This window comes from Kurthia sibirica (assembly GCF_003143975.1).
In the GTDB taxonomy this organism is placed as follows: domain Bacteria; phylum Bacillota; class Bacilli; order Bacillales_A; family Planococcaceae; genus Kurthia; species Kurthia sibirica.
Map to the genome: position 1 here is coordinate 33740 of NZ_QFVR01000011.1, position 19943 is coordinate 53682.

At 38.1% G+C, this 19943-nt stretch carries 22 protein-coding genes; all 22 read left to right on the plus strand.

Annotated features, from left to right (window positions below; genetic code table 11):
* Positions 1 to 84: 84 nt before the first annotated feature.
* The 22 genes from fsa (at position 85) to atpB (ending at position 19879) form a co-directional block, all read left to right on the plus strand.
* Positions 85 to 732 carry a fructose-6-phosphate aldolase gene (gene fsa / locus DEX24_RS09500; protein WP_109306194.1) on the plus strand — a complete coding sequence of 216 codons (648 nt, stop codon included), beginning with the start codon at positions 85 to 87 and terminating at the stop codon, positions 730 to 732.
* Between the two features lie 18 nt (positions 733 to 750).
* A complete protein-coding gene (gene murA, locus DEX24_RS09505; RefSeq protein WP_109306195.1) occupies positions 751 to 2031 on the plus strand; it encodes a UDP-N-acetylglucosamine 1-carboxyvinyltransferase in 1281 nt (426 codons plus the stop codon).
* A 108-nt stretch (positions 2032 to 2139) separates the two neighbouring features.
* Positions 2140 to 3108: a class II fructose-bisphosphatase gene (glpX, locus tag DEX24_RS09510; protein ID WP_109306196.1), complete on the plus strand. Its 969-nt coding sequence runs from the start codon at positions 2140 to 2142 to the stop codon at positions 3106 to 3108.
* A gap of 143 nt (positions 3109 to 3251) precedes the next feature.
* Positions 3252 to 4538: a transcription termination factor Rho gene (gene rho / locus DEX24_RS09515; protein ID WP_109306197.1), complete on the plus strand. Its 1287-nt coding sequence runs from the start codon at positions 3252 to 3254 to the stop codon at positions 4536 to 4538.
* A gap of 183 nt (positions 4539 to 4721) precedes the next feature.
* Positions 4722 to 4898: a hypothetical protein gene (locus DEX24_RS17195; protein WP_170112905.1), complete on the plus strand. Its 177-nt coding sequence runs from the start codon at positions 4722 to 4724 to the stop codon at positions 4896 to 4898.
* A gap of 16 nt (positions 4899 to 4914) precedes the next feature.
* Complete coding sequence (locus DEX24_RS09520; RefSeq protein ID WP_109306198.1) at positions 4915 to 5421, plus strand: DUF2165 family protein; 507 nt, start codon at positions 4915 to 4917, stop codon at positions 5419 to 5421.
* A gap of 157 nt (positions 5422 to 5578) precedes the next feature.
* Entirely contained in the window at positions 5579 to 5779 is a 201-nt protein-coding gene (gene rpmE / locus DEX24_RS09525) for a 50S ribosomal protein L31 (RefSeq protein WP_109306199.1), read from the plus strand.
* Between the two features lie 204 nt (positions 5780 to 5983).
* Positions 5984 to 6580, plus strand: coding sequence for a thymidine kinase (locus DEX24_RS09530; protein ID WP_109306200.1), 597 nt, complete (start codon positions 5984 to 5986; stop codon positions 6578 to 6580).
* A 307-nt stretch (positions 6581 to 6887) separates the two neighbouring features.
* Entirely contained in the window at positions 6888 to 7967 is a 1080-nt protein-coding gene (prfA, locus tag DEX24_RS09535) for a peptide chain release factor 1 (protein WP_109306201.1), read from the plus strand.
* Positions 7951 to 8814, plus strand: coding sequence for a peptide chain release factor N(5)-glutamine methyltransferase (prmC, locus tag DEX24_RS09540; protein ID WP_109306202.1), 864 nt, complete (start codon positions 7951 to 7953; stop codon positions 8812 to 8814). Before prfA ends, prmC begins: the two co-directional genes overlap by 17 nt.
* 274 nt (positions 8815 to 9088) lie before the next feature.
* On the plus strand, positions 9089 to 10123 hold the full coding sequence (locus DEX24_RS09545) for an L-threonylcarbamoyladenylate synthase (protein WP_109306203.1): 1035 nt from the start codon (positions 9089 to 9091) through the stop codon (positions 10121 to 10123).
* Positions 10124 to 10268: 145 nt separating this feature from the next.
* Entirely contained in the window at positions 10269 to 10856 is a 588-nt protein-coding gene (locus tag DEX24_RS09550; protein WP_170112906.1) for a TetR/AcrR family transcriptional regulator, read from the plus strand.
* 159 nt (positions 10857 to 11015) lie between these two features.
* Positions 11016 to 11453 carry a low molecular weight protein arginine phosphatase gene (locus DEX24_RS09555; protein WP_109306205.1) on the plus strand — a complete coding sequence of 146 codons (438 nt, stop codon included), beginning with the start codon at positions 11016 to 11018 and terminating at the stop codon, positions 11451 to 11453.
* A gap of 3 nt (positions 11454 to 11456) precedes the next feature.
* The gene (locus DEX24_RS09560; protein ID WP_109306206.1) at positions 11457 to 12737 is read left to right on the plus strand and encodes a methyl-accepting chemotaxis protein; all 1281 of its coding nucleotides are present in this window, start codon (positions 11457 to 11459) and stop codon (positions 12735 to 12737) included.
* Positions 12738 to 13061: 324 nt separating this feature from the next.
* A complete protein-coding gene (rpiB, locus tag DEX24_RS09565; protein ID WP_109306207.1) occupies positions 13062 to 13499 on the plus strand; it encodes a ribose 5-phosphate isomerase B in 438 nt (145 codons plus the stop codon).
* Between the two features lie 17 nt (positions 13500 to 13516).
* Positions 13517 to 14068 (plus strand): TIGR01440 family protein, encoded by a 552-nt coding sequence (locus DEX24_RS09570; RefSeq protein ID WP_109306208.1) that lies wholly within the window; start codon positions 13517 to 13519, stop codon positions 14066 to 14068.
* Between the two features lie 22 nt (positions 14069 to 14090).
* Positions 14091 to 15335 carry a serine hydroxymethyltransferase gene (gene glyA, locus DEX24_RS09575; protein ID WP_109306209.1) on the plus strand — a complete coding sequence of 415 codons (1245 nt, stop codon included), beginning with the start codon at positions 14091 to 14093 and terminating at the stop codon, positions 15333 to 15335.
* A gap of 402 nt (positions 15336 to 15737) precedes the next feature.
* Positions 15738 to 16130 carry a hypothetical protein gene (locus DEX24_RS09580; RefSeq protein ID WP_109306210.1) on the plus strand — a complete coding sequence of 131 codons (393 nt, stop codon included), beginning with the start codon at positions 15738 to 15740 and terminating at the stop codon, positions 16128 to 16130.
* A gap of 344 nt (positions 16131 to 16474) precedes the next feature.
* The gene (gene upp / locus DEX24_RS09585) at positions 16475 to 17104 is read left to right on the plus strand and encodes a uracil phosphoribosyltransferase (RefSeq protein WP_109306211.1); all 630 of its coding nucleotides are present in this window, start codon (positions 16475 to 16477) and stop codon (positions 17102 to 17104) included.
* A 24-nt stretch (positions 17105 to 17128) separates the two neighbouring features.
* Positions 17129 to 18241: a non-hydrolyzing UDP-N-acetylglucosamine 2-epimerase gene (wecB, locus tag DEX24_RS09590; RefSeq protein ID WP_109306212.1), complete on the plus strand. Its 1113-nt coding sequence runs from the start codon at positions 17129 to 17131 to the stop codon at positions 18239 to 18241.
* A gap of 518 nt (positions 18242 to 18759) precedes the next feature.
* Positions 18760 to 19131 (plus strand): ATP synthase subunit I, encoded by a 372-nt coding sequence (locus DEX24_RS09595; RefSeq protein ID WP_109306213.1) that lies wholly within the window; start codon positions 18760 to 18762, stop codon positions 19129 to 19131.
* 34 nt (positions 19132 to 19165) lie between these two features.
* Positions 19166 to 19879 carry a F0F1 ATP synthase subunit A gene (gene atpB / locus DEX24_RS09600; RefSeq protein ID WP_109306214.1) on the plus strand — a complete coding sequence of 238 codons (714 nt, stop codon included), beginning with the start codon at positions 19166 to 19168 and terminating at the stop codon, positions 19877 to 19879.
* The last annotated feature ends 64 nt before the right edge of the window (positions 19880 to 19943 follow it).

Consider the following 19943-nt stretch of genomic DNA (forward strand, 5'->3'; position numbering starts at 1 on the left):
AAATGAACAATAAATAATTAATGGAGAAGTATGAATTATTTATAATTTCGTACTTCTCTTTTCATAATTCAGGAGGAAAACACAATGAAATTTTTCATAGACACAGCAAATTTTGACGAAATTAAAGAAGCACATGCATGGGGTATTATCTCAGGCGTAACAACAAACCCATCACTAGTAGCAAAAGAAAAAAATATCTCTTTCCACGAACGTTTGAAAGAAATTGCAACATTAGTCGATGGTTCAGTAAGTGGCGAAGTGATTTCACTAGATGCAGAAGGTATGATTAAAGAGGGTTTAGAGCTTGCTAAAATTGCTCCAAACATCACAGTTAAATTACCGATGACACCTGCAGGACTGACAGCTTGTTCTACATTATCAAAACAAAATATTAAAACGAATGTAACATTGATTTTCTCAGCAAACCAAGCTTTATTAGCTGCACGTGCTGGCGCAACTTACGTATCACCATTCATCGGTCGCTTAGATGATTTAGGTCAAGATGGTGTTGAATTAATCCGTGAAATTGCTGAAATCTTCGCTATTCATGAAATTCCTGCGCAAATTATTGCTGCATCAATCCGTCATCCACAACATGTCACTCAAGCTGCATTAGCTGGTGCACATATTTCAACAACACCATATAAAGTATTGGCACAATTGTTCAAACATCCACTTACTGATAAAGGGATTGAAGGTTTCATGTCAGATTGGGCAAAAAAAGATCAATAAGCAAGGAGCAATTTAATAATGGACGTTTATAAAATTAATGGTCACAAACGTCTGCAAGGTACGATCAAAGTCAGCGGAGCTAAAAACAGCGCCGTTGCACTCATACCTGCATCAATTTTGGCATCTTCTCCAGTTACAATTGAAGGGTTACCAGAAATTCTTGATGTGTGGACGTTAAAATCTTTATTAGAAGAAATTGGCGGACAAGTGACATTTGAAGATGGCAAAATGTCGATTGACCCTACAGCGATGATTGATATGCCGTTACCAAATGGGAATGTCAAAAAGCTACGCGCATCGTATTATTTAATGGGTGCAATGCTTGGTCGATTCAAACAAGCAGTTATTGGTCTTCCAGGAGGCTGTTATTTAGGTCCACGCCCAATTGATCAGCATATTAAAGGGTTTGAAGCACTAGGAGCAAAAGTGACAAATGAGCATGGAGCTATTTATTTACGTGCAGACGAACTAAAAGGTGCAAAAATTTATTTAGATGTCAGCAGTGTAGGAGCAACGATTAATATTATGTTGGCTGCCGTTCTTGCAACAGGCCAAACAATTATTGAAAATGCTGCTAAAGAACCAGAGATTATTGATGTTGCGACCTTATTAACAAGTATGGGTGCAGTCATTAAAGGTGCAGGAACAAATGTTATCCGCATCGATGGTGTTGATAAACTTCATGGTACCCAACATACGATTATTCCAGACCGTATCGAAGCAGGTACATACATGATTATGGCTGCCGCAATTGGCGACGGTATCACAGTTGATAATGTTATTCCATTGCATCTAGAACCGATTACTGCGAAGTTGCGTGAAATGGGCGTTGAAGTACAAGAGTTTGAAGAGAAAATTCATATTCCAAAAGTTGAAAAACTGAAGGCAGTTGACATTAAAACACTTGTCTATCCCGGCTTCCCAACTGATCTACAACAGCCTTTTTCTGTCTTGCAAACACAAGCAGAGGGTATGTCTGTTGTGACAGATACAATTTACTCGGCACGTTTCAAACATATCGCTGAGTTAAATAGCATGGGTGCAAAAGGGAAGGTTGAGGGGCGCACGTCTATTATTAATGGGGCGACACCATTAACGGCAGCATCTGTTGTGGCAACTGATTTACGCGCAGGAGCCGCTCTTGTCATTGCAGGATTAGTAGCGCAAGGTGAAACAGAAATTCATGACGTTTATCATATTGAAAGAGGCTACAGTGATCTAATTGACAAATTAAAATTATTAGGAGCAAATATTGAGCGCAAGACAATTTCTAACCCACTATCGAGGGACGGAAAATAGTTATAAAATTCGCTGGAAACGCCCTATAATTTTTTCACTGTGCTACAATAGATTTGGTTTAAACCATTCCACTACAAAATAGGTGGCAAACGGGAGGAACAGTAAACGATGAAACGCAGTTTATCAATGGAAGTAGTACGTGTAACAGAAGCAGCGGCAATTGCATCAGCAAGATGGATGGGCCGAGGATTAAAAATGGAAGCAGATGACGCAGCTACAACAGCTATGCGCCAAGTTTTCGATTCAATTCCTATGGACGCAGTAGTAGTAATCGGTGAAGGCGAAATGGACGAAGCTCCAATGCTTTACATCGGCGAAAAACTAGGATCAGATAAAAATGGTCCCCAAGTTGATATCGCAGTTGACCCACTTGAGGGTACGAATATCGTAGCAGCAGGTAGTGGTAATGCGCTAACTGTACTGGCAATTGCTGATAGAGGAAATCTACTCCATGCACCAGATATGTATATGGAGAAAATTGCAGTTGGACCAGAAGCAGCTGGTAAAGTCAGTATTGATGCAACAGTTACTGAGAATTTAGAAGCAGTAGCAAAAGCTAAAGGTAAAAATATTGAAGATGTCGTAGCGACTTTATTACAACGTGATCGACACCAAGCAATCGTAGACGAAATCCGCGCAGCAGGCGCTCGTATTAAATTCATTAGTGACGGCGACGTAGCAGCAGCTATTAACACAGCATTTGATGAAACAGGTGTAGATATTTTATTCGGTACAGGTGGTGCACCAGAGGGTGTTATCGCAGCAGTAGCGCTTAAATGTCTAGGCGGAGATTTCCAAGGACGCTTAATCCCATCTAACGACGAAGAAATTGCTCGTTGTGAAAAAATGGGTATTAAAGTGAACACTGTTTTACACATGGATGATTTAGTAAAAGGTGATGACGCAATCTTTGCAGCAACAGGTGTAACAGATGGCGAATTACTAAAAGGTGTCCAATTTAAAGGTGGTCACTGTACAACTGAATCGGTGGTAATGCGTGCTAAATCAGGTACTGTACGTTTCGTTGAAGGTCGTCATAGTCTTGCGAAAAAACCAAATCTTTATATGCAAGATTAATCTTCACACTCTACTATATATATACGCTCGGCAACCAGTTTGTCGGGCGTCTTCTTCTTTTTTAACAACCCATTAAATATCCCTTGAAACAAAAAATAGTACAAAAAGTTACAACAAAATAATTTAAAAAGTGGTGTTTATTTATGCCTTCAATTACCATTTCTCAGCTTGAGGAAATGACACTCAAAGACTTATATACGCTAGCTCGCGAATATAAAATTTCCTATTATGGAAAGTTAACAAAAAAAGAGCTTATTTTTGCAATTTTAAAATCTCGTGCAGAATTAGAGGGCTTTTTCTTTATGGAAGGTGTTCTTGAAATTATCTCACAAGAGGGTTTTGGTTTCTTACGTCCAATCAACTACTCACCTAGTTCCGAAGATATTTATATTTCTGCATCACAAATTCGTCGCTTTAGTTTAAGAAATGGCGATAAAGTAACGGGGAAAGTGCGTCCACCTAAAGAAAATGAACGCTATTATGGTTTATTACATGTTGAAGCAGTGAATGGTGAAAATCCAGAAACAGCGAAGGAACGTGTTCATTTCCCTGCACTGACACCCCTTTATCCAGATCGTCATATTAAGCTAGAGACGACGCCTGACCGACTTTCAACACGTATTATGGATTTAGTCGCACCAGTTGGTTTTGGCCAACGTGGACTAATTGTTGCGCCACCTAAAGCAGGGAAGACATCATTGCTCAAAGAAATTGCAAATGCCATTACGGAGAAATATCCAGATTCTGAATTAATCGTATTATTAATAGATGAAAGACCAGAAGAGGTAACGGATATTGAACGATCAGTAAAAGCAGATGTTGTCAGTTCGACATTTGATGAGTTACCAGAAAATCATGTCAAAGTTGCCGAATTGGTATTGGAGCGTGCGATGCGTTTAGTAGAACATAAGCGTGACGTGATTATTTTGATGGATTCCATTACGCGATTGGCGCGTGCTTATAACTTAGTTATTCCACCGAGTGGTCGAACTTTATCGGGCGGGATTGATCCCGCAGCCTTCCATCGTCCAAAACGTTTCTTTGGTGCCGCACGCAATATTGAGGAAGGCGGTAGCTTGACGATTTTAGCGACTGCTTTAATCGACACCGGCTCACGTATGGATGAAGTAATTTATGAAGAATTCAAAGGTACCGGTAATTTGGAACTTCATTTAGACCGCAATTTGGCAGAACGCCGTATTTTCCCTGCTATTGATATTCGTCGCTCGGGTACACGTAAAGAAGAACTACTTATACCAACTGCACAACTGACAAAACTTTGGGGTATTCGCAAAACATTTGCAGATGCGCATGATTTCACGGATAAATTCCTTCGAAAATTACGTACGACAAAATCAAATGAAGAATTTTTTGAAAAACTAGATACGGGTATGAAATCAGCACGTAACGGTAAAGGTTTAATAGATTGATGACACAGCATGGACATTTTTATTGTTCATGCTTTTTTTGTGGTGAAAAGAGAACCATATGATTCCTTCATGACAATAGATTTGTAAAACCACGTTTGTATATAAAGCGGTAGGGTATTGAATTACTTAAAGACTGTTTTTCGTTCATTAGTGAATTGAATGGTAGAGGAGAGTGATCCATATATGTTTGAATACCATTTTGAACGGGTGTTATTTCATAACTACCGAGAGGGTATTGAACCAAGCCGTAATTATCAAGAAATAATTCAAAAGTATGCATTAGATGGCTATCGTTTCATTCAATTTATTCAATATAATAATACATTTTGTGAATTAGTATTTGAAAAACAAAAGAATTGACGAGAGGAGAAAATCCATGTTAGCATTGCGTTATCTAAAAATATTCGTTGTTTTATTGGCGGGTTTATTCGGTTTTTTCGTCGTATTAGGCAATTTACTTGATTACGATTCTAACTATCAATTCGTCAAGCACGTCTTAAGCATGGATACGACCTTTGAAGGAAATAAGCTCATGTGGCGTGCCATCACCTCACCAAATGCTCACATGGTAGCGTATTGGATTTTAATCTTATTAGAAGTGATTTTCACATTAACAGCATTATTTGGCGCCTATCATATGTTGTTAAATAGTAAGCAATCAGGTTTGAAATTTAATGAAGCAAAACGTTATGGTTACTATGCTTTTTTCTTAGGTTTCATCATTTGGTTCCTAGGTTTCATCGTTATTGGTAACGAGTGGTTTGCGATGTGGCAATCGGAATCATGGAACGGGAAAGATACCGCGATGAATATTGTCTTATTGTGGACAGTCTTTGCACTACTACTAGCATTAAAAGACGATGATTTACAGGCAAAAGAGTAAAAAAACATTGCGAAGACATAAGGAATTTGTTATACTCTGTATTATAATGCTATCAATACGTATTGCATATGCGACAACTTAATTGGGTTGTGTAAGGCAATAGGTTGATACAAAGTACTCTGTTCCAGATGGTTCAGGGCGAGAGGAGAAATATACTATGAAACAAGGAATTCACCCAGACTACAAAGAAGCAACAGTATCATGCTCATGTGGTAATACGTTCAAAACTGGTTCAGTAAAAGAAACTATCGTTATCGAATTTTGTAACGAGTGCCACCCATTCTACACTGGTCGCCAAAAATTCGCGTCTGCTGACGGACGTGTTGATCGTTTCAACAAAAAATACGGTCTTAAATAATTCGAATAGAATTGTTAAAATGCCTGCTAAGCGATTCGTTGCTTAGCAGGTATTTTTCTTGCCTAAAAACCGAATTTCGTGTAGTATAAATCACGTTGTTTAAGTGAGGAATTACTTAATGAGGACGTATTTTTTCCTAAAATTAGGCGAATTGCTGTATAATTCGTTAATATAATATAGAGAAGTTGAAAGGGGTCAGTCACGATGTACTACACTCACCAAAACGGTTGGATTGAAGTCATTTGCGGTAGTATGTTCTCAGGTAAATCAGAGGAACTTATTCGTAGAGTTAGACGTGCGCAGTTTGCAAAACAACGTATTGCTGTATTTAAACCACAAATAGATAATCGCTATAGCGAGGAAGCGGTCGTATCCCATAATGGGACAACGGTGATTGCGCATCCGATTGAACGAACAGAAGAAATGTGGGAATATATTTCAGATGAATATGATGTCATTGCAATCGATGAGGCCCAATTTTTCGGAGAAGATATTATCGATACGGTACAAAAATTAGCGAATCATGGTTTTCGCGTAATTTTGGCTGGTCTTGATCAAGATTTCAAAGGGATGCCATTTGGGCCAATGCCTTTATTAATGGCAATTGCCGAACAAGTGACGAAGTTACAAGCTGTCTGTAGCGAATGTGGCTCACCTGCTAGTCGTACGCAAAGATTGATCAATGGCGAACCTGCAAAATCTGACGATCCAATTATTTTAGTTGGTGCATCGGAAGCCTATGAGCCGAGATGCCGTCATCATCATTCTGTACCTCTTGGTGTGACAGAAGTAAAAGGATAGTGGCAACTTAATTAGCATAAAGAGCAGTAGTAGTTATCTTTAGAAGATAGCTACTATTTTTGTGTATCATAGAACAACTTGAAATAAATAAAGCGAATCAATCGGAGGTTTGGTTGAGCGACTATAAAAGACATCGCTATGAAAAAAGCATATGCTTTATTTGTAGGAAATGTCTCATTTCTAAAAGAATTTTTTCATTAGAGTAGCAAGAGGCTCTCTTTTTCTTTATACTATTATAGGAACATATATAAACTCGTAAAGACAAGATAAAATAGATAGCGAAATAAGAAAGGTTAAGGTGAATTACATGTTTGATCGCCTGCAAGCAGTTGAAGATCGATATGAAAGATTAAATGAATTATTAAGTGACCCGGATGTTGTATCGGATAATAAAAAATTAGCACAGTATTCGAAAGAGCAATCGGATATTTCTGATACAGTAGAAGTGTATCGTGAATACAAATCAACAAAAGAGCAAATTGCCGAAGCCAAAGAAATGCTAAATGAAAAATTAGATCCTGATATGAAGGATATGGTAAAAGAAGAATTAAAAGAACTTGAAGCATTAATTCCGGCATTTGAAGAAAGATTAAAAGTTCTGCTTATTCCCAAAGACCCTAATGATAGTAAAAACGTGATTATGGAAATTCGTGGCGCTGCTGGTGGCGACGAAGCAGCATTATTCGCTAACTCATTATTCCGTATGTATAGCAAGTATGCGGAAACGCAGGGCTGGAAAATTGAAATTATGAATGCCAACCCGACAGAGCTTGGCGGCTATAAAGAGATTGTCTTCCAGATTTCAGGACAGGGTGCATATTCCCGTTTTAAATATGAAAGTGGCGCTCATCGTGTACAACGCGTACCCGAAACAGAATCACAAGGTCGTGTGCATACATCAACTTCTACAGTTGTTGTTATGCCAGAAGCAGAAGAAGTAGAATTAGTATTAGCAGATAAAGATATTCGTGTAGATATTTATCACGCATCAGGCGCTGGTGGTCAACACGTCAATAAAACAGCATCTGCCGTACGTATGACACATATTCCAACGGGTGTAGTGGTAGCTATGCAAGATGAACGTTCGCAATTGAAAAACCGCGATAAAGCGATGAAAGTTTTACGTACACGTGTATTTGATAAATTACGTCAAGAAGCACAAAGTGAAATCGATGCTGAGCGTAAATCAATTATTGGTACAGGTGATCGTTCTGAACGTATTCGCACATATAATTACCCACAAAACCGCGTGACGGATCACCGCATTGGTTTAACAATTCAAAAATTGGATCAAATTATCGAAGGTAAGCTCGATGAAATTATCAATGCATTAATCATGGAAGAACAAGCAGAGAAGCTGGATCAATTAAATGAACCAAGAATGTAATACTGTCTTTGAGGCCCTTAAATGGGCTTCTTCTTATTTAGAGGAACAAAATCGTGAGGCAAATGCTGCACGCTTACTACTTCAGCATGTGCTAAATGTCGATTATACAGGTCTTGTATTCAAGATGCAGGAACCGATTAGTAAAGAGGATTTTAGCAGGTTTCAGCATTATATTGCAGAACATGCAGCGGGAAAACCAGCGCAATACATCATGGGGTATGAGGAATTCTATGGTCGTAAGTTTTATGTCACAGAGTCGGTACTTATTCCACGTCCTGAAACAGAAGAACTTGTCGAAGAAACATTACGTCGTATACCGTTACTCTTTGGTAATGAAGAGAACTTGGCTTTAGCTGATATCGGGACAGGTAGTGGTGCGATTGCTGTGTCGATGAAAAAAGAATTACCGCAGCTCGATGTCACGGCAACGGATTTAAGTGCAGAGGCACTTGTTGTTGCACGTGAAAATGCAACACAGTTAGAGGCTAAGGTACATTTTTTGCAAGGTGATCTAACAGCACCTCTTCAAGGACAGAAATTTGATATTGTACTGTCTAATCCACCGTATATTGCATTTGATGAAGCAAAATTAATGGATGATGTTGTTTTGGAGCATGAACCACATGGTGCTTTATTTGCGGAGGAAGATGGATTGCAGTTGTACCGCCAACTTTGTGAACAACTTGCTACAATTTTAAACGATAAAGCACTAATAGGTTTTGAGATTGGCTATTTACAAGGTCCGGCTGTGGAAAACCTGTTGAAAAGTCATTTCCCAACAGGTAAAGTAGAGATTTTAGCCGATTTAAATGGGAATAATCGAATGGTTTTCTGTGAATTGCAATAGTTATCCACAGCTGTAAAGGAGATTTCCTTTACGAAAAATAATACCATAATTATTTGAGGGGTAAACGCTCTATATTGCTAAAAATGGCGTATTGACAAGCTTTGTAAAGGGTTCAAAGGACTCATTTTAGAATAAAAAATATAAATAATGAAATATAAAGAGTGAAAAATAAAAAGTTATGCACAAAATTTCTTGAATTATCCACAAAAATGGTTAGAACATATACAGTTGTGTATAACTTTCTGAAAACTTGCTCTGCTAGGGAGGTAAAACAATGGACACGATACGAAAAAATATGGATAAAGATGTGAATAATGTAAAAAATTATCAACAGGCTGTGGATTTGTTAAAATCGGGTGAAGTTGTCGCTTTTCCAACAGAAACGGTTTATGGCTTAGGTGGTATAGCGACGAGTGATGCAGCTGTACTAAAAATCTATGAAGCAAAAGGACGTCCATCAGATAATCCATTAATCGTCCATATTGGTACCATTGAAGAAGTAGAACATTATGTGACGAATATTAGTGATCAGGCGAAACAATGTATGGCAGCTTTTTGGCCAGGTCCATTAACAATTATTTGTGAAGTGAAAGAGAATGTTTTATCGACAAAAGTAACAGCTGGACTAAAAACTGTTGGATTACGTATGCCAAATCATCCAGTAGCTTTAGGCTTATTACGTGCACTTGGTGAACCCATTGCAGCGCCATCTGCCAATCGGAGTGGCAAACCGAGTCCGACTGAAGGTATTCATGTAGAAGAGGATCTTCGCGGGCGCATACCACTCATACTAGATGGTGGTGCAACGGGCATTGGTGTAGAATCAACGGTGATTGATCTGACGTTACAAATACCGACAATTTTACGTCCGGGAGGCGTGACAAAGGATATGATTGAAGCTGTGATTGGTCCAGTAAATGAACCAAATCATATAGAGCAACAAGAGGGCGCGCCAAAAGCACCTGGTATGAAATACAAACATTATTCACCAGATGCACCTGTTTATTTAATTGAAAAAAATGAGGCAGCCATTAAAGAGGCAATTGATAAAATTCATGCGCAACATAAAACGGTAGCGCTATTAGCCCCAGAATTATATGCAAATGAACAGGCTGACTATTTCTTTTCTTTTGGCGAAGATACGCAAGCGGATATGGCAGCACATTTATTTCAAGCATTACGTGCTTGCGATGCGACGACAGTCGATCTCGTTCTCGCGACAGTTACTTCTTTAGATGGTATGGGTTCAGCAATTATGAATCGACTTGAAAAAGCAGCAGGCAATCAATGGTTTCATGCGATAGATTAATTAGCAGATGAACAGCTCAAGTGTAGCGCATATAGTGCGTTGTACTTGAGTTTTTTACTTTGTGCTGGGCGGGCAAGTTATATTGACAAAAAAGTGAAAAACATGTTTAAATTACTTAACGCTAGGTAAAAAAGGAGTGATGACAATGTCAAAGGGTGAGGAAACCTATCAAAAAATACTCGATGTTTCCATTTATTTTTTCGCGAAAGACGGTATTCATAAAACAAGTTTTTCTAAAATTGCAGATGCGCTTAAAATGACGAAGCCATCGCTTTACTACTATGTTAAATCGAAGGAAGAACTTGTGCATAAAGTGTTCGATTATATTTTTGATGATTATTCATTTGATGCTTATTTTGAAAAAGAAAAATTAACACAAACGACAATTGAAGCTTATTTAATTGGTGGAGGCCATCAATTTATAGAAGAAATAGAAGAACAAAATATTATATTAAATTTATTAAATGAATTTACTTTGTATGCTAAACGTATGGAAGAAAAAGATGAGACCTATATGGAAAAAATTAAACAATCACATCAATCGTTTATCACAGGCTTTGCACAAATCTTGCAACAAGCGGAGGAATTCGATTTAATAAAAGAAGAACATATTATTTTACGCGCACAAACAATGGCTTTAATGTTAGATAATATCCAGTCTTATCATACATTAGGTTTGGGGATGGATTCTAAAGAGCTGTGGTCATTTACCGTTCGCCAAGTATTTGTATGACCATGCTAAAGTTAGAAATCACGCCTATTATTAATAGTAATATCTTGATAATTATGTCGTTAGTAATTCTTTAGATATAGAAAAATGATTATTTATGTTTAAAAAATGTATCATTTATACTGTATGTTGAAGTATAATTTAACTATAGAGGGGTGCACAATGAATATTTATTTTATTTGTACAGGTAATACATGCAGAAGTCCTATGGCGGAGGCCATCCTTAAAAATAAAAATCTTCAAAATGTTGAAGTCTCTTCAGCCGGTGTTTTTGCTCAAGATGGGGGCGAGCTTTCTCGCAATGCACAAACAGTTTTAATGCAAAATGATATAGAAGTTGATCATACGACGTCCGCAATCGATGCAGAAAAATTGGCAAAAGCCGATTTGATTTTAACGATGACGCTCGGGCATAGACAGGCTGTTTTGCAAGCATATCCAGCAGTAGCTGACAAAACATTTACATTGAAAGAATACGTCGATGCATCAAACTATGATGTGTCAGATCCATATGGCGGCAGTGTAGAAGTGTATCGACAAACCTTTAAGGAGCTTCAGCAACTTATTGACGCACTCCAATTGAAAATTTTGGAGGAGTAATCTATGAAAAACACACATTCTTTTAGTCTTAGAAAAAAACTTATTCTTTTTGTTGTCGTATTGGCAGTCATAACATATGGCACAAGTTTAGTTTTTATCGAATACATCCAGCCACAATTTTTCCCGCATTTTAGTACATTAACATTTGCTGTGATTACATTTAGCTTAGGTATATTATGGTCGGGGATTCTTGCAGGCGTGTTAGCGTTCTTTATTGTTAAGCCCCTTCAACAATTAGAGAAGGTTGCTTTAGAAGCTGCAAAAGGTAATATTCATCAAACCATTAATCTACCTAAATCACATGATGAAATTCGATCTTTGGCTGTAGCTTTTGAGTCAATGTTAGCTAATCTTCGTCAGATGGTCAGCAGCATTGATGATAATTTTCAACAGACGAATAGCACCGTACAATCATTGTCCAAGGAATCAAAGGAAGCACTTCAACAATCCGATGCAATTGCGCAGACAATCGCACAAATCTCTGAAGGAGCTATTGGTTCAGCAGAAGCAATTCAAAATACGGCAGAATCGATGGAAGATGTACGAGAATTAGCTGTAGAGGTCAATAAGCATGCGGTAAAATCGTCGACTTACTCTAATCAAATGATTACTGAATTGACAAAAACAACGACCGTGATTGGTGAGTTAGTAAACGGTATTGAAGAAATAGCGAGTGGTAATAAAAAAGCTTTAAAAGACATCCATCAACTAGAGCATAATGCCAATGAAGTAGAAAATATTATCCAATTAGTTGGTTCAATTGCAGAGCAAACCAATTTATTGGCATTAAATGCTTCAATCGAGGCAGCGCGTGCAGGCGAACATGGCAAGGGTTTTGCAGTCGTAGCAGAAGAAGTGCGCAAGTTAGCCGATGGCAGTGCAGATGCTGCAAAAGGAGTTGCCCAGTTAATTCAAGTGATGCAGGCAGATGTCGTACGGGTTGTCGATCAGATGACAACACAAGTGAAAATTGCCGAACATGAGATGTTGCGGGTATCCGATACGACGAAAGCTGTTGATGGCATGAATTCAACGGTGAAACAGATGGCGGCTTCAGTAGATGAAATTTCACAATTCGTCGAAAAACAATTCAATAATATTGAGAGAACAGCACATGAATCACAAGAAGTTGCAGCCATTGCGGAAGAAACATCTGCAGGGGCAGAAGAAGTACGCAGTTCAACAGATGAGCAAGTGCGCTCTATTTCACAAATGGAAGAGTTATCACGTCATTTGCAACAACAATCTAAAGAGTTGCATAAAACAATTCAACAATTTAACTAATGCTAAAAAATGCCATGCCACGAATCCTCGTTGTGTATGGCATTTTTTAGTGTTATTTCTCAATACAATGCAATGAATTCCTCTTAATATAAAAATTATATTGTTGTAATACAGTGTAAAGTTCGGTAAAATAGCAATTGTGAATCGTATAACACGATTCAAATTACTGAAAGCGATTTACTTCTTAACTATATACATATTAAACGTTATTAAAGTTCGTCTTTCAGCTATTTAAACGTATTTTTGAGCTAATAATTATGTCTTTATAGGCTTATTAATGGTACACTAATGATGAATTTAAACAATTGAAAAGAGGGATTTACGTTGAAAATCGCAATTTCATCCGATCACGGTGGTAATAACCTACGCAAAGAAATTATGGAGCTTTTAGAAGAACTAGGCTTTACGTATGAAGACTTTGGTCCAAAAGACGATCGCTCAGTAGATTATCCTGATTATGCCTTACCAGTAGCACAAGGTGTGGCAACAGGGGAATTTGATAAAGGGATTTTAATTTGTGGAACAGGTATTGGTATGTCAATCGCAGCAAACAAAGTAAAAGGTATTCGTTGTGCTTTAGTACATGATGTCTTTTCGGCTAAAGCAACTCGTTGTCATAATGACTCCAATATTATTGCGATGGGCGAACGCGTTATTGGCGCTGGCCTTGCACGTGAAATTGTTTCAGCGTGGTTACAAACGGATTTTGAAGGCGGTCGTCATGAACGTCGAATCGAAAAAATTTCAGCTTTAGAAGAATAACGAAGGAGCGAATAGCTATGGAGAATTTACAGCAAGTTACGCGTGACTTAACGACTTTATTGTCCGAATTTGCACAGCAAACTCCGCTTAAAAAAGGTCAGCTGTTTATCGTTGGTTGTTCAACATCTGAAGTGAAGGGCAAAAAAATTGGTACAGCGGGTGGTCTGGAGATTGCAGAGGCACTGTATAAACCGCTATCAGTATTTGCCAAGGAATATGATCTTGCTTTGGCCTTTCAAGGTTGCGAACATATAAATAGAGCACTAACGATGGAGAGAGCGACAGCAGCGCGTTATGATTTGGAGGAAGTAGCCGTGATTCCAGTAGTAACAGCGGGTGGTTCTATGTCCACATATGCGTATAATCAGCTGGATGATCCCATCGTTGTTGAAGAAGCACAAGGTCATGCCGGGGTGGATATTGGGCAGACATTAATTGGTATGCATTTAAAAAAAGTGGCAGTTCCTGTACGAACTTCTATCAAACAAATTGGTGAAGCGATCGTTACAGTTGCAAGCACTCGTCCGAAGCGTATAGGCGGAGAACGAGCTGTATATACGATAGACTAGTAGAATTTAGGGGGAAAGAGAAATGGAAAAACTTGCATCATTAGATCTAGATAAAGCAGTATTTGACGCAATCGAACTAGAATTTACTCGTCAACAAGAAAATATCGAGTTAATCGCTTCAGAAAACATCGTGTCAAAAGCGGTAATGAAAGCACAGGGTTCAGTTTTAACAAACAAATATGCTGAAGGATATCCAGGGAAACGTTATTATGGTGGCTGTGAGCATGTTGATGTAATCGAAGATATCGCGCGCGATCGTGCAAAAGAAATTTTCGGCGCAGAACATGTCAATGTACAACCTCACTCAGGTGCACAAGCGAATATGGCAGTTTATTTCACTGTTCTTGAACAAGGGGATACTGTACTAGGTATGAACCTTTCTCACGGTGGACACTTAACGCATGGTAGTCCAGTAAACTTCTCAGGCGTGCAATACAATTTTGTTGAATACGGTGTGACAGAAGATACAAATGTTATCGACTATGCTGATGTTCGCGAAAAAGCATTGGCGCACAAACCTAAACTAATCGTAGCGGGAGCATCGGCTTATCCTCGTGCAATCGACTTCGCTAAATTCCGCGAAATCGCTGACGAAGTAGGCGCATTATTTATGGTTGATATGGCTCATATCGCTGGTCTTGTAGCAGCGGGTCTTCACCAAAATCCAGTACAGTATGCGGATTTCGTAACGACAACGACACATAAAACATTACGCGGCCCTCGTGGCGGTATGATTATGTGTAAAGAAGAATGGGCTAAGAAAATCGACAAATCAATTTTCCCAGGCATTCAAGGTGGTCCATTAATGCATGTAATCGCTGCTAAAGCAATAGCATTTGGCGAAGCTTTACAACCGGAGTTCAAAGAGTATGCAGCACAAGTAATCACCAATGCAAAAGTGTTAGGTGAATCACTCGAAGCAGAAGGTATCCGCACAGTTTCCGGCGGTACTGACAACCACTTACTACTAGTGGATGTTCGCTCGCTAAACTTAACGGGTAAAGTTGCTGAAGCTCTTCTTGATGAAGTGCAAATTACAGCAAATAAAAATGCGATTCCTTTCGATCCTGAAAAACCATTCGTAACATCGGGTGTAAGAATTGGTACACCAGCGATTACTTCTCGTGGCTTTAAAGAACAAGACATGAAAGAGATTGCTTCAATCATGGCATTAGTTCTTAAGAATCCAGAAGACGAAGCAGCTAAAGTGGAAGCTCGTCAACGCGTTAAAGCATTGACTGCAGCGCATCCAATTTATGTTGATTAATGAATAAATAAACAAAAAGTAGCGGCACAAGCAATTGTGCTGCTACTTTTTTGTTTGGATTCTCTACATAATATTGATGCAAGTTGAGTGTGCAGTTCATACGCTCTATAATCCGTAATAATACTATGATGTATCATTGCACTTAGAATCAAGTCAGCTGTATAAAATATACGAATGACATAGGCTTTTTTAGGAGCATTCGTTTTTTATTGCCTGGGAAATAAATTGTTTCAGTATTTTAAGGAAATAGAAAGCAAGGCAAGGCTTGTTAAAAAACGAGTGACCGTACACTATTTTAATGAATGGAGGATTATAGTGCGAAATACTTTCCATTAAGTGGTAATACATCTATAATCGAATTGTATGGAAATATTATACATTTAAAAGAGGGGGAGAAGAATTATGAAAAATTTCTCAGCATTATGGGTTAAGATTTCAATGATTTATTTCCTGGTTGGTTTAACTTTTGGTGTTTATATGCATTTAACAATTCAGCTTCAATGGAAGGCTACACATGCGCATATTTTAGTAGTCGGATGGTTGACGACAGTGGTTATTGGGCTGATCTATGCGCGCTATGAAGAAGCTGCGACTCATTTACTCGCACGATTATCTTTTTGGTTTTATCACATCGGTTTACCATTCTTATTGCTAGGTATGTATTCAATTTACTCCAAACCATTGCGTCCATATATGAGGATTTTTGTAGATGGTGGAGGTACTGTTTTTATTATTGGTATTCTTTTAGTAACGGTGAATCTATTCATGCATGCCAAGGATCATCAAGAAACGTAATGATATAAGTGCATGACCAACACTCTGCATATTAAAGGGCGGAGTGTTTTTTACTATGTAGAAGAAAAGTTAAGCGTAGCAACCTGTTCATCATGTCATTAAAAAAGTTTTAAAAATCGTCAATATTCATGTTTTCTAAAAGAAAAAATATTCTGTTTACGTATACTTTTTTCTTTTTAATACGACTTTCTTCTATTTAAATGAATATTTTGTGATGGTTTAAAAAAAGAAAGAATAGACGTGAAAAAAAGAAAGAAAAGAATTTGTATGAAAATATTGACATGGTGAATGTATTGATATCTGTTATAATAGTTTAGATAAACAAATGTAGGGAGAGATTCAAAATGGGCAAAGTATACGTATTCGACCATCCATTAATTCAGCACAAACTATCATTTATTCGTGATGTGAAAACAGGTACGAAGGAATTCCGTGAGTTAGTTGACGAAGTGGCAACGCTTATGGCATTCGAAATTACACGTGATTTACAAACAGAAGAAGTGGAAATTCAAACGCCAGTTCAGATGACAAAAACAAAAGTTTTATCAGGTAAAAAAATGGCGATCGTACCAATTTTACGTGCAGGCTTGGGTATGGTAGATGGTATGTTAAAACTAATTCCGGCTGCAAAAGTAGCTCATATTGGTTTATATCGCGACCCTGAAACTTTAAAACCAGTAGAGTATTATGCAAAATTCCCTGCTGATATCGAAGAGCGTGAATTTATTATTGTCGATCCGATGCTGGCTACAGGTGGTTCAGCTATCGAAGCAATTAATTCACTTAAAAAACGCGGCGCTAAAAACATTCGTTTCATGTGCTTAATCGCTGCTCCAGAAGGCGTTCAAGCAATTCAAGAAATGCACCCAGACATCGATATCTACATCGCTGCTCTAGACGAAAAATTAAATGACCACGGCTATATTGTTCCGGGCCTTGGCGATGCGGGTGACCGTTTATTCGGTACAAAATAATTTAACAGGGCGGTGTGGATAGAGATGAAAAAGTTGAAGGTAATGACAGTATTTGGTACGAGACCAGAAGCGATAAAAATGGCTCCACTAGTAAAAGAATTACAACAAAGATCGGATCAAATAGAGACGATTGTGGCCGTTACCGCACAGCACCGTCAAATGTTGGATCAGGTGTTAGAAACTTTTAAAATCGTTCCAGATTATGATTTGAATATCATGAAGAATCGTCAAACATTAATCGATGTGACTACGCGTGGTTTGGAAGGTTTGGATCGTATTATGAAGGAAGCACAACCGGATATCGTTCTTGTACATGGCGATACATCAACCACTTTTGTAGCGAGCCTCGCAGCGTTTTACAATCAAATTGCAGTAGGTCATGTGGAGGCAGGTTTACGAACTGGCGATAAATATTCTCCCTATCCAGAGGAAATGAATCGCATGTTGACAGGTGTCATCGCAGATATTCATTTCGCACCGACCGAACAATCTAAGCAGAATCTTTTGAAAGAAAATAAAGACGTAAATAGTATATATGTGACGGGGAATACAGCGATTGATGCATTGAAGACAACCGTTGCAGACCACTATTCACATGATGTTATCGATAAAATTGGCGATGACCGTATGATTTTATTAACTGCACACCGCAGAGAAAATTTAGGCGATCCTATGCGTAATATGTTCAATGCAATCGAACGTATTTTAGCGGAATATAAAGATGTGCAAGTCGTGTATCCGATGCATCTAAATCCAGCAGTACGTGAAATCGCACATGCTATTTTAGGTGCTGACCCTCGTGTGCATTTAATAGAACCACTCGAAGTGTTCGATTTCCATAACTTCGCTTCACGTGCCTATATGATTTTAACCGATTCAGGTGGCGTGCAAGAAGAAGCACCTTCACTTGGGAAGCCAGTACTCGTTTTGCGAGATACAACGGAACGACCAGAGGGCATCGAGGCAGGAACATTAAAACTTGCTGGTACAGATGAAGAGAGCATTTATACTTTAACAAAGCAATTATTGGATGATGCGACTCTTTATACGAATATGTCGCAAGCTTCCAATCCTTATGGAGATGGGCACGCATCTGAAAGAATTGTCGATGCATTACTCGATTTTCTTAAAAAGTAAAAACCAACTCTGCTAAATAGCTATTTACGAATAATTGTTATGAAAGAGTCTGTTTATTTAAAGATTATCGATATAATTTCAGAAGTTTATCGGCATTTCTCTCAAATTTGTCGACTATTTGACAAAAGTGAACGCTATGTGAAGTTTTTCCGTATAACCAATTGACATGAAATATTCACTATTGTATGCTAACAAAGGGTAAGAATGATAGGGGTTTAATGTCCGAATATCAAGCCATACCTATTTTTTTATGGATTTTGGTCTAAAACAGGACGTTCCCATGGCTTTTAACTCTTTTGACAGTGTTTATGTTAAAAGGTTCACACATGAAGCAGTGGTTCTTCATATTTACAAGCTATTATCGCATTTAGGATTCTGAAAAAGTTAAGCAATTTTTAACTTAGTTAAAGTGTCCATTTTATATATTGTTATAGGAATAACGATATATGAAAAGTCCAAACCGATGGTCAGCTTTTTTATCCATCATTCGAAATAAAGATTCAGGAGATTAAAGACCAATGGTAGAAATGCATCGAATTTTTAAAAGACAAATCGCGTTGATTCTGTTCTTGCTATTAGTTTGTGCAATCGGTTGGAGCTTTTCGCCATATCAAGTGGTGTTTGCCGGTCTCGCATTAGGTGCTCTTTGCGGTCTATTTAATTTTTGGAACCTGATCCGAAGAATGGAAAGCTTTGATCGTAAGACACGAGAGGGCCAAAAGGTTAAATCTTTAGGCACCCTGATACGCTACGCTTCAGCCATCCTTGCGGCAGCAATTGCTATCACTTGGACGGAATACTTTAATGTAGCTAGTACTGTCATTGGATTAATGATTCCGTACATTCTACTTTTTGTAGATAGGATCATAGTTCATTCGAAAACTAAATAAGCAAAGTGCATTTGAAAGAGAGGTGAACTAAAAAGTGGATCATTTAAATCCTCAATGGGAATTGTTCGGAATCACTTATAATCCAGCAAACGTAATGATGCTTGTCATCACAGCCGTTATCGTTTTCGCAATAGCGATGATTGCAACACGCAGTCTGAAACTTAAACCTACTGGTATGCAAAACTTTATGGAATGGATTATGGATTTCGTTAAAGGAATTATCGGCAACAACATGGATTGGAAAACTGGTGGTAAATTCCACGTGTTGGGAATCACTTTAATCATGTTTATCTTCGTGGCAAACATGTTAGGGCTTCCGTTCTCAATTTCTTGGGATGGGTACCTATGGTGGAAATCACCAACAGCAGATCCAATTATCACACTAACATTGGCAGTAATGATTTTATTACTTTCGAACTATTACGGTGCGAAAGAGCTTGGTATGAAAGGTTACTTGAAGACATTCGTGTCTCCAATGGCATTCTTATTACCAATTAAACTCATTGAAGAGGTTGCCAATACATTAACGCTTGGTTTACGTCTATACGGTAACATTTTTGCCGGAGAAGTATTACTAGGGTTATTAGCTGGTATGGCTACTATGTGGTCGGGCGCAGGTTTTATCGCAGCAGTAGTACCAATGATGGTATGGCAAGCATTCTCAATCTTTATCGGAGCAATCCAATCATTCATTTTCGTTATGTTAACAATGGTTTATATGTCGCATAAAGTGACTAAAGACCATTAAGTATAAACATTGCTTAACTTCGGTTAAGTAGCAACAACCACAAAAAAAATATAGCAACATTTCC

Coding starts and splice junctions, on each gene's coding strand:
- fsa (WP_109306194.1), top strand. CDS start 85: ATGAAATTTTTCATAGACACAGCAAATTTTGACGAAATTAAAGAAGCA.
- murA (WP_109306195.1), top strand. CDS start 751: ATGGACGTTTATAAAATTAATGGTCACAAACGTCTGCAAGGTACGATC.
- glpX (WP_109306196.1), top strand. CDS start 2,140: ATGAAACGCAGTTTATCAATGGAAGTAGTACGTGTAACAGAAGCAGCG.
- rho (WP_109306197.1), top strand. CDS start 3,252: ATGCCTTCAATTACCATTTCTCAGCTTGAGGAAATGACACTCAAAGAC.
- DEX24_RS17195 (WP_170112905.1), top strand. CDS start 4,722: ATGTTTGAATACCATTTTGAACGGGTGTTATTTCATAACTACCGAGAG.
- DEX24_RS09520 (WP_109306198.1), top strand. CDS start 4,915: ATGTTAGCATTGCGTTATCTAAAAATATTCGTTGTTTTATTGGCGGGT.
- rpmE (WP_109306199.1), top strand. CDS start 5,579: ATGAAACAAGGAATTCACCCAGACTACAAAGAAGCAACAGTATCATGC.
- DEX24_RS09530 (WP_109306200.1), top strand. CDS start 5,984: ATGTACTACACTCACCAAAACGGTTGGATTGAAGTCATTTGCGGTAGT.
- prfA (WP_109306201.1), top strand. CDS start 6,888: ATGTTTGATCGCCTGCAAGCAGTTGAAGATCGATATGAAAGATTAAAT.
- prmC (WP_109306202.1), top strand. CDS start 7,951: ATGAACCAAGAATGTAATACTGTCTTTGAGGCCCTTAAATGGGCTTCT.
- DEX24_RS09545 (WP_109306203.1), top strand. CDS start 9,089: ATGGACACGATACGAAAAAATATGGATAAAGATGTGAATAATGTAAAA.
- DEX24_RS09550 (WP_170112906.1), top strand. CDS start 10,269: ATGTCAAAGGGTGAGGAAACCTATCAAAAAATACTCGATGTTTCCATT.
- DEX24_RS09555 (WP_109306205.1), top strand. CDS start 11,016: ATGAATATTTATTTTATTTGTACAGGTAATACATGCAGAAGTCCTATG.
- DEX24_RS09560 (WP_109306206.1), top strand. CDS start 11,457: ATGAAAAACACACATTCTTTTAGTCTTAGAAAAAAACTTATTCTTTTT.
- DEX24_RS09570 (WP_109306208.1), top strand. CDS start 13,517: ATGGAGAATTTACAGCAAGTTACGCGTGACTTAACGACTTTATTGTCC.
- glyA (WP_109306209.1), top strand. CDS start 14,091: ATGGAAAAACTTGCATCATTAGATCTAGATAAAGCAGTATTTGACGCA.
- DEX24_RS09580 (WP_109306210.1), top strand. CDS start 15,738: ATGAAAAATTTCTCAGCATTATGGGTTAAGATTTCAATGATTTATTTC.
- upp (WP_109306211.1), top strand. CDS start 16,475: ATGGGCAAAGTATACGTATTCGACCATCCATTAATTCAGCACAAACTA.
- wecB (WP_109306212.1), top strand. CDS start 17,129: ATGAAAAAGTTGAAGGTAATGACAGTATTTGGTACGAGACCAGAAGCG.
- DEX24_RS09595 (WP_109306213.1), top strand. CDS start 18,760: ATGGTAGAAATGCATCGAATTTTTAAAAGACAAATCGCGTTGATTCTG.